At 63.3% G+C, this 15,969-nt stretch carries 13 protein-coding genes; 8 read left to right on the top strand and 5 right to left on the bottom strand.

All coding sequences use genetic code 11. From position 1 onward, the window contains the following. The first annotated feature begins 85 nt into the window (after positions 1–85). Entirely contained in the window at positions 86–2,041 is a 1,956-nt protein-coding gene (gene acs / locus NKH16_RS10150) for an acetate--CoA ligase (protein WP_352821274.1), read from the top strand. Continuing rightward, on the top strand, positions 2,041–2,784 hold the full coding sequence (locus NKH16_RS10145; protein WP_352742881.1) for an MOSC domain-containing protein: 744 nt from the start codon (positions 2,041–2,043) through the stop codon (positions 2,782–2,784). The genes acs and NKH16_RS10145 overlap by 1 nt, the downstream gene beginning before the upstream one ends. On the opposite strand, the gene NKH16_RS10140 is transcribed toward NKH16_RS10145, so the two are convergent. From NKH16_RS10140 to NKH16_RS10130, 3 genes are all read right to left on the bottom strand, one after another. Continuing rightward, positions 2,785–4,053: a class I SAM-dependent methyltransferase gene (locus NKH16_RS10140; protein WP_352742879.1), complete on the bottom strand. Its 1,269-nt coding sequence runs from the start codon at positions 4,051–4,053 to the stop codon at positions 2,785–2,787. It abuts the gene before it with no gap. Positions 4,054–4,440: 387 nt separating this feature from the next. Further along, positions 4,441–5,802, bottom strand: a complete 1,362-nt coding sequence (locus NKH16_RS10135) for a pilus assembly protein TadG-related protein (protein WP_352742877.1) — start codon at positions 5,800–5,802, stop codon at positions 4,441–4,443. A 329-nt stretch (positions 5,803–6,131) separates the two neighbouring features. Continuing rightward, the gene (locus NKH16_RS10130) at positions 6,132–7,001 is read right to left on the bottom strand and encodes a transglutaminase-like domain-containing protein (protein ID WP_352742876.1); all 870 of its coding nucleotides are present in this window, start codon (positions 6,999–7,001) and stop codon (positions 6,132–6,134) included. A 177-nt stretch (positions 7,002–7,178) separates the two neighbouring features. Here NKH16_RS10130 and NKH16_RS10125 point away from each other — a divergent pair, with 177 nt between their 5' ends. Beyond that, positions 7,179–7,850: an HAD-IA family hydrolase gene (locus NKH16_RS10125; RefSeq protein ID WP_352742875.1), complete on the top strand. Its 672-nt coding sequence runs from the start codon at positions 7,179–7,181 to the stop codon at positions 7,848–7,850. A gap of 17 nt (positions 7,851–7,867) precedes the next feature. Here NKH16_RS10125 and NKH16_RS10120 read toward each other — a convergent pair whose 3' ends face one another. Further along, on the bottom strand, positions 7,868–8,080 hold the full coding sequence (locus tag NKH16_RS10120) for a DUF1674 domain-containing protein (protein WP_352451229.1): 213 nt from the start codon (positions 8,078–8,080) through the stop codon (positions 7,868–7,870). A gap of 116 nt (positions 8,081–8,196) precedes the next feature. On the opposite strand from NKH16_RS10120, the gene htpX reads away from it, so the two are divergent. The 5 genes from htpX (at position 8,197) to purH (ending at position 14,475) form a co-directional block, all read left to right on the top strand. Further along, positions 8,197–9,213 (top strand): zinc metalloprotease HtpX, encoded by a 1,017-nt coding sequence (htpX, locus tag NKH16_RS10115; RefSeq protein ID WP_352742873.1) that lies wholly within the window; start codon positions 8,197–8,199, stop codon positions 9,211–9,213. Further along, positions 9,210–9,536: a hypothetical protein gene (locus tag NKH16_RS10110; protein ID WP_352451231.1), complete on the top strand. Its 327-nt coding sequence runs from the start codon at positions 9,210–9,212 to the stop codon at positions 9,534–9,536. The genes htpX and NKH16_RS10110 overlap by 4 nt, the downstream gene beginning before the upstream one ends. Beyond that, positions 9,533–10,879, top strand: a complete 1,347-nt coding sequence (locus NKH16_RS10105; RefSeq protein ID WP_352683673.1) for an RsmB/NOP family class I SAM-dependent RNA methyltransferase — start codon at positions 9,533–9,535, stop codon at positions 10,877–10,879. The genes NKH16_RS10110 and NKH16_RS10105 overlap by 4 nt, the downstream gene beginning before the upstream one ends. Positions 10,880–11,025: 146 nt before the next feature. Then, entirely contained in the window at positions 11,026–12,774 is a 1,749-nt protein-coding gene (locus NKH16_RS10100) for a heparinase II/III family protein (protein WP_352742871.1), read from the top strand. A gap of 84 nt (positions 12,775–12,858) precedes the next feature. Beyond that, positions 12,859–14,475 (top strand): bifunctional phosphoribosylaminoimidazolecarboxamide formyltransferase/IMP cyclohydrolase, encoded by a 1,617-nt coding sequence (gene purH, locus NKH16_RS10095; RefSeq protein ID WP_352742869.1) that lies wholly within the window; start codon positions 12,859–12,861, stop codon positions 14,473–14,475. Positions 14,476–14,514: 39 nt separating this feature from the next. Here the strand turns inward: purH and NKH16_RS10090 are convergent, their stop codons facing one another. Next, complete coding sequence (locus NKH16_RS10090; RefSeq protein ID WP_352451235.1) at positions 14,515–15,891, bottom strand: MFS transporter; 1,377 nt, start codon at positions 15,889–15,891, stop codon at positions 14,515–14,517. Between the last annotated feature and the right edge of the window lie 78 nt (positions 15,892–15,969).

Raw genomic sequence — 15,969 nt, 5'->3', positions numbered from 1 at the left:
TAATGCGCGCGAATTCGCGGCCGCATCGCCGCGATCCTGCCGGCAGTCAAGCCGGCGGTTTGGTTTTGGGGAGGAAGGCGAAGAAATGTCCGATGTTCATGTCCATCGCGTCCAGCCGGCGTGGAAGAAGAACGCGCTGATTGACAACGACACCTACCTGAAATGGTACGCCGACAGTGTCAAGAACCCGGACAAGTTCTGGGGCAAGCACGGCAAGCGCATCGACTGGTTCAAGCCCTACAGCAAGGTCAAGAACACGTCCTTCGACGGCCAGGTCTCAATCAAATGGTTCGAGGATGGCCAGACCAACGTTTCCTGGAACTGCATCGACCGGCATCTGAAGAAGCGCGGCGAACAGACCGCCATCATCTGGGAAGGCGACAATCCCTACGACGACAGGAAGATCACCTATAACGAGCTTCACGCGCATGTCTGCCGCCTCGCCAATGTGATGAAAAAGCACGGCATCAAGAAGGGCGACCGCGTCACCATCTACATGCCGATGATCCCGGAGGCCGCTTATGCGATGCTCGCCTGCACGCGCATCGGCGCCATTCATTCGGTCGTCTTCGGCGGCTTTTCGCCGGATGCGCTGGCCGGACGCATCGACGACTGCAAGTCGACCTTCGTCATCACCGCCGACGAAGGCCTGCGGGGCGGCAAGCCTATCCCGCTGAAGGAGAACACCGACAAGGCGATCGAGATCGCCGCCAAGGCCGGAACGAAAGTCGAAAAGGTCTTGGTCGTGCGCCGCACCGGCGGCAAGACCGGCTGGGCCGCCGGGCGCGACGTCTGGTACCATGACGAGGTCGCCACGGTTAAGGCCGAATGCAAGCCCGAGAAGATGAACGCCGAGGACCCGCTGTTCATCCTCTACACATCCGGCTCGACCGGCAAGCCGAAGGGCGTGCTGCACACCACCGCCGGCTATCTCGTCTATGTCTCGATGACCCACCAATATGTCTTCGACTATCATGACGGCGATATCTACTGGTGCACCGCCGATGTCGGCTGGGTCACCGGCCACAGCTATATCGTCTACGGGCCGCTCGCCAACGGCGCCACCACGCTGATGTTCGAAGGCGTGCCGAACTACCCGTCGCAGTCGCGTTTCTGGGACGTGATCGACAAGCACAAGGTCAACATCTTCTACACGGCGCCGACGGCGCTGCGCGCGCTGATGGGCGCCGGCGATGCCCATGTCACCAAAACGTCGCGCAAGTCGCTGCGCGTGCTCGGCACCGTCGGCGAGCCGATCAATCCGGAAGCCTGGGAGTGGTATTTCAACGTCGTCGGCAACGGCAAGGTGCCGATCGTCGATACCTGGTGGCAGACCGAGACCGGCGGCATCATGATCACGCCGGTTCCGGGCGCCACCGACCTCAAGGCGGGTTCGGCGACGCGGCCCTTCTTTGGCGTCAAGCCGCTGCTGGTCGATACCGACGGCAAGGTGCTCGAAGGCGAAGCCAGCGGCAATCTTTGTATTGCCGACTCATGGCCGGGCCAGACGCGCACCGTCTATGGCGATCACGACCGCTTCGTGCAGACCTATTTCTCGACCTACAAGGGCAGATACTTCACCGGCGACGGCTGCCGCCGCGATGCTGACGGCTACTACTGGATCACCGGCCGCGTCGACGACGTCATCAACGTCTCCGGCCACCGCATGGGCACCGCCGAGGTCGAATCGGCGCTGGTTTCGCATGGGAAGGTCTCGGAGGCCGCCGTCGTCGGCTACCCGCACGATATCAAGGGCCAGGGCATCTACTGCTATGTCACGCTGATGGCCGGCGAAACGCCAAGCGAGGAATTGCGCCAGGAGCTCGTCGCCCATGTCCGCAAGGAGATCGGCGCCATCGCTTCGCCCGACAAGATCCAGTTCGCGCCCGGCCTGCCGAAGACGCGTTCCGGCAAGATCATGCGGCGCATCCTGCGCAAGATCGCCGAGGATGATTTTGCCGCGCTCGGCGATACCTCGACGCTGGCCGATCCGGCGGTCGTCGACGACCTTATCGCCAACCGGCAAAACAAGAAGGGCTGATGCAACCCGCATTGGGCGCCGTCACCGAGCTTTGGCGCTATCCCGCGAGCTCGCTCGCCGGCGAGTTTCAGCAGGCGATCTCCGTCGACTGGCATACCGTCGAAGGCGACCGCCTGTTTGGTCTTGTCGATACCTCGACCGATGAAATCGCACGGCCCGACCGCGAAGCGAAATGGCACAAGGTGCCCCGCATCCGCACCCGGCTGTCGCAGGCCGGCAGGCTGGAGGTCGCCATCCCCGACGGACGCTGGCTTTCGGCACCTGGCGCGCAAAGTGACCGCGCCATTTGCGCCTATCTCGGCTTTGCGGCTTCCATCCGGCCGTTCCGTCGGGAAAATGCGGCTCCGGATTACGCCGGCCCTCTGCTGACGGAACGCTACGTCAAAGCCCCTATTCATCTGCTGACCACCGCCTCACTGGCGCGTTTGAAAGTGCTGCATCCAGAGGGCACCGCCGACGCGCGCCGCTTCCGCCCCAACATCGTCGTCGATATGCCGGAGGTCGAGGGATCGTTCCCCGAGACGGAATGGATCGGGCGCAAGCTGGCAATCGGCGACCTGCTCCTGACCATCTCCGAGCCGTGCCGCCGCTGCGGCTTCACCATCATTGGCCAGGACGGGTTCGACCACGACCCGGCAATCCTGCGCAGCCTGGTCCGCCACAACGCCCATAACCTCGGCGTCTACTGCACCGTCGATCGACCGGGCCGCGTCGAGATCGGCGCCACGATGCGCCTCCTGTAGCTATCGGTACAAATCCGCCCGCGTCGGCGGCAGGCCGCTCGGCCCACGCGCGCGCCTTGTGGCGACGGTCTGGAAAACCTGCGCCGATGCGCGTTCGAAGGTAATCGAGCAGCCGGTGAGATAAAGCAGCCAGAGCCGCGCCTTGGCTTCGCCGACCTCGGCGATAGCTTCGTCGAAGCGTGCGTGGAGGCGCTCGGCCCATAGCCTGCAGGTGCGCGCATAGTGCTCGCGCAAATTTTCGACGTCGTAGACGAGGAAGCCGTGCGCCTCGAGATTGCCCAGCGTCATGCCGATCGTATCGAGTTCGCCGCCCGGAAAAATGTATTTGATCAGCGCCTTGAATTCCGGCCCCTTGCGCAGCGTCTTCTTCAAGCTGCCCTTGTCGCGCCGGGTGATGGCGTGGTGCAGATAGATGCCGCCCGGCTTGAGCAGGCGATGGATCCTCGAGAAATAGGCCGCATGGTTGGCAAGCCCCAGATGCTCGAACATGCCGATCGACGAGATCTTGTCGAAGGAGCCGGACAGCTCGGCATAGGACTTTATCTCGATGGTGATGCGGTCCTCCAGCCCCTCGGCGCGGATGCGTTCACGGGCGAGCTCGGTCTGTGCTTCCGATAGCGAGACGCCGTGGCCGACGACGCCATAATTCTTCACCGCATGGATGAGCATCGCTCCCCAGCCGCAGCCGATGTCGAGCAATCTATCGCCGGGCTTCAGCCGAAGCTTGCGGCAGATATGGTCGAGCTTGTCTCTCTGGGCCTGATCGATATCGTTGGCGAAATCCTTGAAGTAGCCGCAGCTATAGACCATGCGCTCGTCGAGGAAGAGCCGGTAGAATGCGTTGGAAATGTCGTAATGATGCTGGATCGCCTCCTTGCTCGAACCGCTGACGAAAGGATTGCGGCCGGAAAGATCGGTTCGCGTCGTCATCTGTTTTCGCGAAAACAGCACCGCCGGCAGGTCGCGCAGGATCGCCAGCTTCGGCAATGTCTTGAGCTTCGTCCTGAGCTTGCCCTGCGTGGGCAAGGCGTAGAAATCGAACAGCGATCCGTCTTCGACGTCGACCGCCTTGGCAATCCACATCTCGATCAGCGTCGATAAAGAGGGCCGACGTACGATCTGCCAGACGATGTCCTGGTCGTTGATGGTGAGCACCGGGCCGGCAGCCGGGCCGATCCGCTCGCCTGTCCACAGCCTCACCGCAAAACCCGGCTTCAGCGTCTCGATGACCGTCCGAACAATCCGGGCCGCTCTCTCGGCTGCCTCCATCCCCGTCCTCCCTTACCCGGCAAAATAGTGGCCCGGAACAATAGCGGCTCGATCTTGCCTGCCCGATCGGCCGGCCGCAAGCCGCTTGGGTGCGCAAGCACGGTTGTTCAGGATTTTCGGGTGCCGCGCCTTGCCATTTGCCGGATGACACCCCATCATGAGGAAGTGTTCAACAAATCGAAAGGAGGTGATCCGATGTCGAGTGATTTCGTTTTCCAGAACGTGGCCTCAGCGGATCGCACTTTCGGGAAGCAGTCTTCCCGCTAAGGCGCGAGATGCGCGGCTGGCGACCAGGGTCGCCGCCAGGAGCCGCGCCATGGACGGAAACACGGAAGGTCGCCGGCTTCGCGAGAAGCGGCGGCCTTTTCCTTTTTGGGCTGTTGTCCCCTATTTGGTTACGGTTAACATCTCGACGTTGCGCGCTATATCCTGGAAAGCCTGGTTGAGTTCCGTTCCATTGGCCGCCTGATAAAAGTGCTTGATCTTGGCGGTGTCCGGGCTCGCGCAATCCTGGAGCGTCGCCTTGGCATTCGTTTCGTTTAGGTCAAAGCCAATGGTGAAGACCTCGATGCCCTTGTCGCGCATGGCAGCGCAAAGTGTCTTGGCGGCCGTGCGGGTCGGCTCCTTGCCGGCGTCATTGTAGACGTCGCTCACCGTGCTCGCATCGAAGTAGGACAGGTTGAATTCGCCGTCGGTCATCAGGATCGCAATCTTGGCAACCTTCTTTGGATCCATCTTGGCCGGCCGCTGCGAAGTCCTCATGATGCCCCCCCAGTTCTCCGAGAGCATGTACCAGGTCCACTGCACGCCGATATGGCCGGCGGTGCCGCCGGAGGCGACGAAATTCTTGATGACCGTCTTGAGCGCCGTCGCATCCGCTGTCAGCGGCATCAGCGCGGCGCTCGGGCAGGCGGCGGTGCCGGTTTGCCACGCGAAGGACGACAGCAGGTAGTCGCGGTTGACCATGCTGGCGTCGGGGCCCGCGTCCGAATATTGATAAATCCCCTTGCGCTCGGTGGCGCAATTATCGGGACGGATAAAGCCCGAGACATACTGCACGGCGTCATTGGCCGGCGCCTGTTTGCGTTGACTGGCGGTGGTTTCCACATAGACGCTGGTGGCGGCAAGTGTACCGGCATTCACCGAATTGGCATAAGGCACGATGGCAACCCGCACACGTGGCTTGGCAGGGTCCTGGCCGCCCAGGAAACTGTCGACGGCATTCGCCGCGGCCGCCCGTAGATCGATGATTTTCTGGCCGGCCATCGACCCGGTCACGTCCAGCATCATCGCGACTTCGATCTGCTTGTCCGAATAGAGCGCCGTCGTCGATGCGGGGACGCGTTGCATGCCACCCGTGCTGAAAAGCGGGAAATAGTAGTTGACGTTGACATGGACGTCCGCCTGGACAGTCTTGGCTGTCCTGTCGACAACCAGATTGTCGAGGACGATCTGGTTGTCCTGGAGGATACCCGCCGTGCTGTTGGCATCGAGAAAGGCCTGCACCGATTTGCCGGCGTCGGCCTCGCTGATGACGCCGGTTGTCAGGTCGCGGGCCGTCGAGGTGACCGCTGCATCGACCACGCCTTGCAGGCTCGATTTTACATTGTAGAGTTGGGACACGTTGACCGCAAAGCCGACACTCAGTGCCAGCACTGAGCCGATTATCCCAAACAGGACCGCGAAATTTCCGCTGCGATCCCCGGCAAAGCCGCCGATCGTCTGAACAAGACCCCCGAAACGCCGCATTCCTTCCGCCTCCATTCGCTACAGCCTGCAGCTGTCCGAACGCGCATTGCAGGAATCCGGCCGGATCGCGCCGCCAGGCCCGGGAAAGCGACCGGCCCGCGATCAGGTCATTGTTTCCAAACGGTTTCGAGCGGCGGCAGGGTAAACAGCGGGTAAACGAAAGCTGCGCCGGCACGGCTTTGTTGACAAAGCGCTTACCACGAACAGGCTCGCAATTCAGGACGACTGGACTGCGTCCCAATCCGGTACAGACGAGATGTATCGAACCGGTTCAGCACGATCGCGGTGGCGGGAAATGGAAATACGGACTGTGAATGTGTCCCGAAAGACTAGGCCAGCATCCGTGCGCTGACCGTCTTGTCGACGCCACGATAAGGCGGCTTGAACAGATTACCTTCCTGCTCGTGCGTCCAGACCTTGAACAGGGTGAGCCGATGCGGGCCAAAACTGTGCAGCAGCGGCACGTCGGTGGCATCGCGGCCGCGGGCGATGACGACGCGGCCGATCCTCGGCACATTGTGGCGAGGATCGAAAGTGTACCACCTGCCGTCGAGGAACACTTCCACCCACGCCGAGAAATCCATCGGCGCCGGATCGGCGGGCACGCCGATATCGCCGAGATAGCCGTTCACGTAGCGGGCCGGGATGTTCATGCAGCGGCAGAGCGTGATCGCCAGATGGGCAAAGTCGCGGCAGACGCCGACGCGTTCCTCATGCGCCTGCGCCGCCGTGCGGGTCGAGCGCGCATAGCCGTAGCCGAAGGACAGGCGGTTGTGGACATAGTCGACGATGGCCTGCACCCGCGCCCAGCCCGGCGGAAGCTGGCCGAAAAGTTGCCAGGCCAGGTCGCCGAGATGGTCGGTCTCGCAGTAACGGCTGCCGAGCAGATAGCCGAGCACCTCGTCCGGCAATTCGGCAACCGGGACTTCCCTGGCCAGCGTGTTGACTTCGTCCGTCTCGCCGCTGTCCTCGACCACCGCGTCATAGAGGATGCGAAAGCTTCCGGCCGGTGCCGTGAAGCGGCGGCAGCTATTGCCGAAAAGGTCGTGGTAGACCCTGGTCGGGACCGACGGCGAGGTCAGCACGCGCGTCTGCCGCTTGATGTCGGCCTGGCGATCCCTGTGGATATCGAGCAATGAAACGACCGGCGTTGCTGCAACGCATTCAATGGCAATTTCATAGCCGAGCCGAATCAGCATCGCCCTCCCCTACGATCGTCATGGAAGATAGTGCCGATCAACGCGGGACAGTGCGTGGCGGTTCCTTGTGGTCGTCAAAAACGACGCCTCGCGGCTTCCCATACGGACGCGGCAACGTTACGGTCGATTGACACGCGTCTTTCGAAATAATCCCTCCAAGATGACCCCGGGAAACCGATGTTTGCAGGCAGAAAATTCGCGGCCTTCCTGTTCGATATGGACGGCACGATTCTCAATTCGATCGCCGCGGCGGAAAGGGTCTGGGCAGCGTGGGCGCATCGGCAAGGTCTTGACGTCGCCGCATTCCTGCCGACCATCCACGGCGTGCGGGCGATCGAGACCATCGGCCGGCTGGCGCTCCCAGGCGTCGATCCTGCCCGCGAAGCCGATTCGCTTTTGCAGGCCGAGGCGGCCGATGTCGAGGGCATTCGCCCGATTGCCGGCGCCGCGGCCTTCCTGGCGTCGCTGCCGCCTGGAAGCTGGGCGATCGCCACTTCGGCACCGCGCGAGCTCGCCCTGCTGCGCCTGCAGGCCGCGGGTATTCCGGCTCCCGCCGTGATTGTTGCGGCGGAGGATGTATCGCGCGGCAAGCCGGCGCCCGACTGCTTCCGGCTGGCGGCCGAACGGCTCGGCGTCGATGTGGGCGACTGCCTCGTCTTCGAGGACGCGCCGGCCGGCATAGCGGCGGCCGAAGCCGCGGGCGCTGCAATCGTGGTGATCAGCGCCACGCACCGGCATCCGTTGGAGACGCCGCATGCCACCATCGCCGGCTATGACGCGATCGGCATCGCCGTCGATTCCAGCGGCTGGATTGCCATCGGAGTGGAGCGGGCCGCGCTGCCTGTTTGACTAGCACCCTGCTTGCGCTAAAAGTCGCTGGTCAGGCCCTTGACCTCCCAGTCGCCATAGCGGCCAGGCTCCTTGCCGCCGCGCCCGCCGATCTCCCTCGGCAGCGTGGCTTCCTGCTCGCGATATTTCTCCCGCCGGGCCTCGGCCTCGACTAAGGCGCGCCTGGCTGCCGGGGTCAGCGGCTTTTGCGGCGAGCCGTTAGCATGCGTTTGGCTGGTTTTGTCGATCATGCGATCTTCCGCTAGATTGAAACAGGCCCCGATTGAAACGGGAACCGCTGTTTCCCATCATATAGCGATGGGCCCACAAGGATCGATCCCTTTGTTGGGCCAAAATGGAGCAGACGATGAACACCCTTCGCACCGCCATGCTTTTGGCCGCAATGACGGCCCTGTTCATGGGCGTCGGCTATCTGGTCGCCGGATCCGGCGGCATGATGATTGCCTTGCTGATCGCCGCCGGCACCAATTTGTTCAGCTATTGGAACGCCGACAAGATGGTGCTGTCGATGCACCGTGCGATCGAAGTCGACGAACGCAACGCGCCTGAATATTACGCCATCGTGAAGGGTCTCGCGCAACGTGCCGGCCTGCCGATGCCGAGAACCTATCTCATCGACAATCCGCAGCCCAATGCCTTCGCCACCGGCCGCAATCCGCAAAATGCCGCTGTCGCCGCCAGCACCGGCCTGCTCGAGCGGCTATCGCATGAAGAAGTCGCGGCGGTGATGGCACACGAGCTCGCCCATGTGCAGCACCGCGATACGCTGACCATGACGATCGTCGCCACCTTTGCCGGCGCAATTTCGATGCTCGGCAATTTCGCCTTCTTTTTCGGCGGCAACCGCGACAATAACAATTCCTTTGGCATCGTCGGCGTGCTGGTGGCGATGATAGTCGCGCCCCTGGCCGCCATGATCGTGCAGATGGCGGTGAGCCGCACCCGCGAATATGAGGCCGACCGGCGCGGTGCCGAAATCTGTGGACACCCGCTGTGGCTCGCCTCGGCACTTGACAAGATCGCGCGGGGCGCCGAACGCATCCGCAACCCGGATGCCGAGCGCAATCCGGCAACCGCCCATCTCTTCATCATCAATCCTCTTTCCGGCGAGCGCATGGACAGTTTGTTTTCCACTCACCCGAGCACAGAAAACCGCATCGCCGCGTTGCAGAGGATGGCGAGCGAAATGGCCGGCGCACCCGAAGCGGCCACGACGTCAAGGCCGGCGCCGGAAGGGACCGGGCAGCAGCCGTCTGGTCCGTGGGACAGGGCCGCGCGGCCCGAGAGGCCGCCTGAGCCGGCCAAGCCGAGACCCAATCCCTGGGGACGCAATCCGACCGGACCCAAAGGTCCGTGGTCGTGACGAGCGCGACAGACAAAAAAGGCGGGATCTCGCTGGCGGAAATGCGCGATCTTTGTGCAAGGCACTGGAACCCTATCGGCATACCGATGGCGAGCATAGCAACATCAAGTGATCTGGGCTTTCGCCCACTTCCTGAAGATGAATATGACACCTATCTCCGCCACATCGTCCGACTTGTCGGGGATGGTGCATCTCCAAAGCAAGTCGCGGACTATGTCGGCACGGTTGAAAAAGACTACATTCAGGTGATCTCCCCCCTAGGAAGCAAAGAAGATTTTGTCAGCGCCATATTTAAACTAGTCAACCGATCGCCGACACAATGAGGCCAACTCACAGTGAGGCTTCAGAAGCTCGCGGTCTCGCCGCGCGCAAGGCAGCCGCGCGCCTGCTTGCCGCCGTCATTGACGCGAAAACGCCGCTCGACGGGCTGACCGACCATGAAAACGGCCATCCACAATACAAGGCGCTCGACCTGCGCGACCGCGCTTTGGTGCGCGCCATTCTGGTCACCGCCCTGCGCTACCGCATGACCATATCAGGCCTTTTGGCCCGTCGCCTGGAAAAGCCGCTGCCGCCCAACGCCACGGCGCTTTCGCACATTTTGCATGTGGCGGCAGCGCAGATCCTGTTCCTCGATGTTCCCGACAGCGCCGCCGTCGACCTCGCCGTGACACACGCCAAGTCCGATCCGCGCACGGCGCGCTTTTCCGGCCTCGTCAACGGCGTGCTGCGCACGCTGGCGCGGGCCAAGCAGGACGAGCTCGCCGCAGCATTTGCCGCTACCGACGAGGCGCCAAAATGGTTTTCCGACCGTTTGAAAACAGTCTACGGCCTCGACAAGGCCCGGCAGATACTGCTCGCCCATCGCCATGAGGCACCGGTCGATTTCTCGGTCAAGTCGGACCCGGCGCTGTGGGCCGAACGGCTCGGCGGCTTTGTCTTGCCGACCGGCACGGTGCGGGTGGAAAAGCTCAGCGCTTCCGTGACCGAACTGCCCGGCTTTGGGGAAGGCGCCTGGTGGGTTCAGGATGCAGCGGCCAGCCTGCCGGCCCGGCTGTTCGGCGACATCAATGGTTTGCGAATCGCCGACCTCTGCGCCGCGCCGGGCGGCAAGACCGCCCAGCTGATCCTCGCCGGCGCCCACGTCACCGCGCTCGACATGTCCAAAACGCGGCTGGCACGGCTGACGCAGAACCTCGAACGGCTCGGTCTGGCCGCCGAGATCGTCCAGGCCGATCTGCTCAAATACGAGCCGAAGGACCTCTTCGACGCCGTCCTCCTCGACGCACCTTGCTCTTCGACCGGCACGGTGCGGCGGCATCCCGACGTCCCCTGGACGAAGACGGTGGCCGACGTCGAAAAACTGGCCGACCTGCAACGCCGGCTGCTTGCCCGCGCCGTCACCCTGGTCAAGCCTGGTGGACGCATCGTCTTTTCCAACTGTTCGCTCGATCCGCTGGAAGGCGAAGAGCTCTATCGCGACTTTCTCGCCGGCAATGCGGAGATTGTCGACGACCCGCTTCGGCCGGGTGAGATCGCCGGCATCGACCCGTTTCTGACGCCGCAAGGCACGTTGCGCACCACGCCTGCCGATCTGGAGCTAGGCTCGCCGGGCCGCTCCGGGCTGGACGGCTTCTTCGCCGCCCGCATGCGCAGAGCCGGCTAAGGGCCGATCCTGAAGCGCCGTCCGGCTTCTTGGGGCGAGGAGGCATGGAAAACAGGCTGAACGGCCCCACTGCCGCGGAATTCGCCTTCGCACAAGTTCTTGAATCATATAAACTTGTGCTTGGGTGAGGACGATCAGGAGGGGTTTTGGCAATCGCTGCCGGTAACACGACGCGTCTGTGGACGCTTGTCGCGAGGGAGTTCTGGCGCAAGACGCGCCGGCGCTTGCGCGCCGGGCCACTCTATCGCTGGCGCTACTCAGGCCGCACGCCGGAGCGCGTCCTGATCGCCCCACCGGACCTGCGGCTCGCCGATCCTCAGATCGCGCTCGAGATCTATTACGGCCGCTATCCGCTTTCGGGGCATCTGGTCGAGACCGGCGGCAAATCGCCCTTCCAGATCGACGTGCCCAATCCCGGCTGGCAAAAAACGCTGCATGGCTTTCGCTGGCTGCGCCATATGCGTGCCGCCGGTACCGAGCTCGCCGCCGCCAACGCCCGGGCGTTGGTTTCCGACTGGATTGCAATCCATGGCAGCCATATTTCCGGCGTCGCGTGGGAGCCCGGCACGACGGCCAAGCGTGTCATTGCCTGGCTGCAGCATTCCTCGATCGTGTTGCAGGGCGCCGAATTTCCGTTCTACCGCGCGTTCTTGAAATCGCTCGCCGTCCAGATCCGCTATCTGCGCGCCATGGTGCGCGAGATGCCGGACGGCAAGGACAGGCTGCGCGCCCGCATTGCGCTGGCCTTTGCCGCTTTGTCGCTGCCGGCGCCGGCCTCGGCGCTACGCGGTGCTACCCGCAATCTCGCCGAGGAGCTCGACCGCCAGATCCTGCCTGACGGCGGCCATATCTCGCGTAATCCGATGACCGTGCTTGAAATCCTCGCCGACCTTCTCCCGTTGCGCCAGACATACGCCAATCAGGCCGAGACGCCGCCGGCCGCCCTGATCGGCGCCATCGACCGGATGCTGCCGGCACTGCGCTTCTTTCGCCATCAGGACGGCAGCCTTGCCCGCTTCAACGGCATGGGCGCCACCATTCACGACCGTATCGCCAGCATCCTGCATCACGACGACACCGCCGGCGCACCGTTGCTGCACGCGCCGCATTCGGGTTATGAGCGCCTGTCGATGGGCGGTGTCACTGTGATCGCCGATACCGGCCCGCCGCCCCCCGTCGACGTATCCAATGCCGCTCACGCCGGATGCCTCGCCTTCGAATTGTCGTCGGGCCGCCAGCACTATATCGTCAACGCCGGAATAGACACTTATGGCGCCGCCGAGTTCCGGCCGCTTGCCCGAGCCACCGCCGCCCACTCGACCGCCACCATCAACGACACGTCGTCGGCGCGCTTCAATCACTCCTTGCGCGTCAACGACCTGCTCGGCACGCCTTTGATCGGCGGGCCTCAGCATGTGCCTTGCAAGCGCACCGACCAGAAGGGCAGCCAGGGCTTCATCGCCCGCCATGACGGCTATGTGGCGCGCTTCGGCTTCCTGCATGAGCGCGAGCTGAAATTATCGACCGAAGGCAATGTGCTTGCCGGCAGGGACCGTTTCCTGCGCCCGGGCGGCGCTTCTATCCGCAACAATGGCCGTGACTTCGTCACGGTGCGTTTCCATGTCCATCCCGATATAAGCCTGCTCCAGGATGAGCATGACCGTCTGGTGCTGGCCGCCGACCATGCCGACACCTGGGTGTTTACCTCTACCGAAGTGGTGCCCGAGGTCGAGGAATCGATCTATTTCGCAGGGCTTGGCGGCCCGCGCCGCAGCCGCCAGATCGTGCTTGCGTTCAAGGCCTCGGAAATTGCCGAGGTCCACTGGCAATTGACGCGCACCATCATCGCCGGCCGTCCGGAAAAAGCTGAAGCCGGTGGCAACGGCAGACACTGATCAAGTCTTGCGGCTTGATTTCCGGGCCTCATATGCTACGGCCCGCGGACGCTCTCCAACCAGAACTGGAAAGGCCGCCAGCCCATGGCCGTCGCCGCCAAGAACATTCCCGCGCCCGACCTTGTACCCATCCGTCGCGCGCTCCTTTCCGTCTTTGATAAGACCGGCCTGATTGATTTCGCCAGGGCGCTGGCTTCGGCCGGCGTCGAGCTAGTCTCGACCGGCGGCACCGCAAGGGCCCTTGCCGAGGCAGGCATGGCGGTGCGCGACGTGTCCGAGCTCACCGGCTTTCCCGAGATCATGGACGGCCGCGTCAAGACGCTGCACCCGTCGGTGCACGGCGCACTGCTTGGCGTGCGCGACGATCCCGAGCACGCCGCAGCGATGCGCGACCACGGCATCGAGCCGATCGATCTCGTCGTCTCCAATCTCTATCCGTTCGAAGAGGTGCGTCGCTCCGGCGCCGACTACGCGGCGATCGTCGAGAACATCGACATCGGCGGCCCGGCGATGATCCGTGCCTCGGCCAAGAACCACGCCTATGTCGGCATCGTCACCGATCCCGATGACTATGCCTCGGTGCTCAACGCGCTGGAGATGAATTTCGGGTCGTTGTCGCTGGATTTCCGCAAGAAGCTGGCAGCCAAGGCCTTTGCCCGCACCGCCACCTACGATGCGGCGATTTCGGGATGGTTCGCCGAGGCGCTTGAGATCGAGCATCCGACATGGCGCGCCTTCGGCGGCAAGCTGCAGTCGGTGATGCGCTATGGCGAAAACCCGCATCAGGGCGCCGGCTTCTATGTCAACGGCGACAGGCGGCCGGGCGTCGCCACGGCGCGCCAGCTTCAGGGCAAGCAGCTTTCCTACAACAACATCAACGACACCGACGCTGCCTTCGAGCTGGTCGGCGAGTTCGACCCGTCGCGCTCCGCAGCAATTGCCATCATCAAGCACGCCAACCCGTGCGGCGTCGCTGAGGACGCTTCGCTGCAGGCGGCCTATGCCAAGGCGCTGGCCTGCGACCCGGTCTCGGCCTTCGGCGGCATCGTCGCCATGAACCGCATCCTCGATGCCGGAACCGCCGAAGAGATCGTCAAGACCTTTACCGAAGTGATCATCGCACCGGAGGCGTCCGAAGAAGCAGTCCGCATCATTGCCGCCAAGAAGAACCTACGCCTGCTGGTCACCGGCGGTCTGCCCGACCCGCGCGCGGCGCGCCTTGGCTTGAAATCGGTGGCTGGCGGTTTGCTGGTCCAGGGCCGCGACAACGCGGTGGTGGATGACCTCGAGCTGAAAGTGGTGACCAGGCGCGCTCCGACACCGGCCGAATTGGCCGATCTGAAATTCGCTTTTCGCGTGGCAAAGCACGTCAAGTCGAACGCCATCGTCTATGCCAGGGATGGCGCTACAGTCGGCATCGGCGCCGGCCAGATGAGCCGGGTCGATTCCTCGCGCATCGCGGCGCGCAAGGCGCTCGACGCGGCCGAGGCTGCCGGCCTGACGGAGCCTTTGACCAGGGGCTCGGTCGTCGCCTCGGATGCCTTTTTCCCGTTCGCGGATGGGCTTTTGTCGGCAATCGAAGCCGGCGCCACAGCCGTCATCCAGCCCGGCGGCTCGATGCGCGACGATGATGTCATCGCCGCCGCCGACGCTCACGGCATTGCCATGGTCTTCACCGGAGTGAGGCATTTCCGGCATTGAACGCGTTACCCTCCCGCTGTGGGAGAAGGCAAGAGCAGCTCACTCCGCCGGCCGATCCGCCGGATAGGGCGTGCCGATCAGGATCGCCATGCCGGCGCCAAGGAACAGCACGATCGCCGCCATGCCGAGCCGCGCCGAGCCGCTGGCCAGGGTGATCGTGGCCACCATGAAGGGTGCGGCAAAACTGGTTGCCCGGCCGGCCAGCGCATAGATGCCGAAATAGCGGCCCGATTCGGCAGCGGAGACGCTGCGCGCCATGTAGGAGCGCGACGATGCCTGCACCGGCCCGAAGGCAAGCCCGATCAGCAGGCCGTAGAAAATGTAGGCTTTTTCCGCCGCCGTGCCGAACAATCCGCCACCATCCAGTCCGGGCATCACCCAGGCGCCGAACAGCGTATAGCCCGGTCCGGTCGAAACGATGCCGATCGTGGCAATGCTCAGCATGACCAGCGAAATCATCACTATGGTCTTGGAACCCAGCGCTGTGTCGAGGCGTGCGGCAACCAGGCAGCCGACGATGGCAACGACGTTGAGGATGATGCCGAACAGGCCGATCTCGGTAATCGACCAATGGAACATTGCCGCCGCAAACGTTCCGCCCAGCGCCAGCAGTGCGTTGACGCCGTCCTGATAGATCATACGGGCGACGAGAAAGCGAAAAATGCCGCTGCGCTTGCGCACTTCGGCCAGCGTCGACTTCAGTTCCGATAGTCCCTCGCGCACCGCCGGCCCGATTGGAATGCCTTTGATCGCATCAGGCGTGAAGAAGAACATCGGCAGGATGAACAGGAAATACCAGGCGGCCGATAACGGCCCGGTAGCGCGCGCGTCCTCGCCGAGCCTGGGGTCGAGGCCGAAGATCGGATCGAGCCCAACGACGGTCTTGCCGGTTTCAGGCGAGCCGGCCATGACGGTAACGACGAAGATCAGTGCGATCATGCCGCCGAGATAGCCGAGTCCCCAGGCCATGTTAGAGATCCTGCCGATGTCGCTCTTCGGCACCAGGCGGGGCATCATCGAATCATTGAACACGGTCGAGAATTCCGCCGCGACCGACGCCAGCGAGAACAACGCCACGACCAGAAAAAGATTAGAGCCGGGCGCGGCGAACCACAGCAGGGTGAGGCAGGTGATTTTAACCGCGGCGAAGAAGGCTATCCAGGGTTTGCGTGGTCCGGTCTGATCGGCGATCGAGCCGAGGACCGGCGACAAAACGGCAATGACGAGGCCGGCGGCGGCAATGCCGTAGCCCCAGGCCGCTTGCCCGGTCTCCGGATTGCTGGCCATGCGCGAGACGAAATAAGGACCGAAGATGAAGGTGGTAACGACCGTGAAAAACGGCTGTGCCGCCCAGTCGAACAGCATCCATCCCCAGATGCCGCGTCCCGATGCCCGCTGCACTGCCATCTCAGCCATGTCCCCTCCACTGGAGCTTGCTCCATGCCGATCGAATCGGAATGACGCTCCGTCTTCTGTTGAGCACGATCTTGTCCA

The sequence above is a fragment of the Mesorhizobium sp. M1307 genome (assembly GCF_040318155.1).
Lineage (GTDB): Bacteria > Pseudomonadota > Alphaproteobacteria > Rhizobiales > Rhizobiaceae > Mesorhizobium.
Note: the sequence above shows the minus strand (reverse complement) of the source record. Positions and strands in the feature narration are given on the sequence as shown.

What these genes read in the sequence shown, in the direction of transcription:
- NKH16_RS10105 (WP_352683673.1), top strand. Translation starts at nt 9,533, where the DNA reads ATGAGGCCAACTCACAGTGAGGCTTCAGAAGCTCGCGGTCTCGCCGCG.
- acs (WP_352821274.1), top strand. Translation starts at nt 86, where the DNA reads ATGTCCGATGTTCATGTCCATCGCGTCCAGCCGGCGTGGAAGAAGAAC.
- NKH16_RS10135 (WP_352742877.1), bottom strand. Translation starts at nt 5,802, where the DNA reads ATGCGGCGTTTCGGGGGTCTTGTTCAGACGATCGGCGGCTTTGCCGGG.
- NKH16_RS10125 (WP_352742875.1), top strand. Translation starts at nt 7,179, where the DNA reads ATGTTTGCAGGCAGAAAATTCGCGGCCTTCCTGTTCGATATGGACGGC.
- NKH16_RS10090 (WP_352451235.1), bottom strand. Translation starts at nt 15,891, where the DNA reads ATGGCTGAGATGGCAGTGCAGCGGGCATCGGGACGCGGCATCTGGGGA.
- htpX (WP_352742873.1), top strand. Translation starts at nt 8,197, where the DNA reads ATGAACACCCTTCGCACCGCCATGCTTTTGGCCGCAATGACGGCCCTG.
- NKH16_RS10120 (WP_352451229.1), bottom strand. Translation starts at nt 8,080, where the DNA reads ATGATCGACAAAACCAGCCAAACGCATGCTAACGGCTCGCCGCAAAAG.
- purH (WP_352742869.1), top strand. Translation starts at nt 12,859, where the DNA reads ATGGCCGTCGCCGCCAAGAACATTCCCGCGCCCGACCTTGTACCCATC.
- NKH16_RS10130 (WP_352742876.1), bottom strand. Translation starts at nt 7,001, where the DNA reads ATGCTGATTCGGCTCGGCTATGAAATTGCCATTGAATGCGTTGCAGCA.
- NKH16_RS10145 (WP_352742881.1), top strand. Translation starts at nt 2,041, where the DNA reads ATGCAACCCGCATTGGGCGCCGTCACCGAGCTTTGGCGCTATCCCGCG.
- NKH16_RS10140 (WP_352742879.1), bottom strand. Translation starts at nt 4,053, where the DNA reads ATGGAGGCAGCCGAGAGAGCGGCCCGGATTGTTCGGACGGTCATCGAG.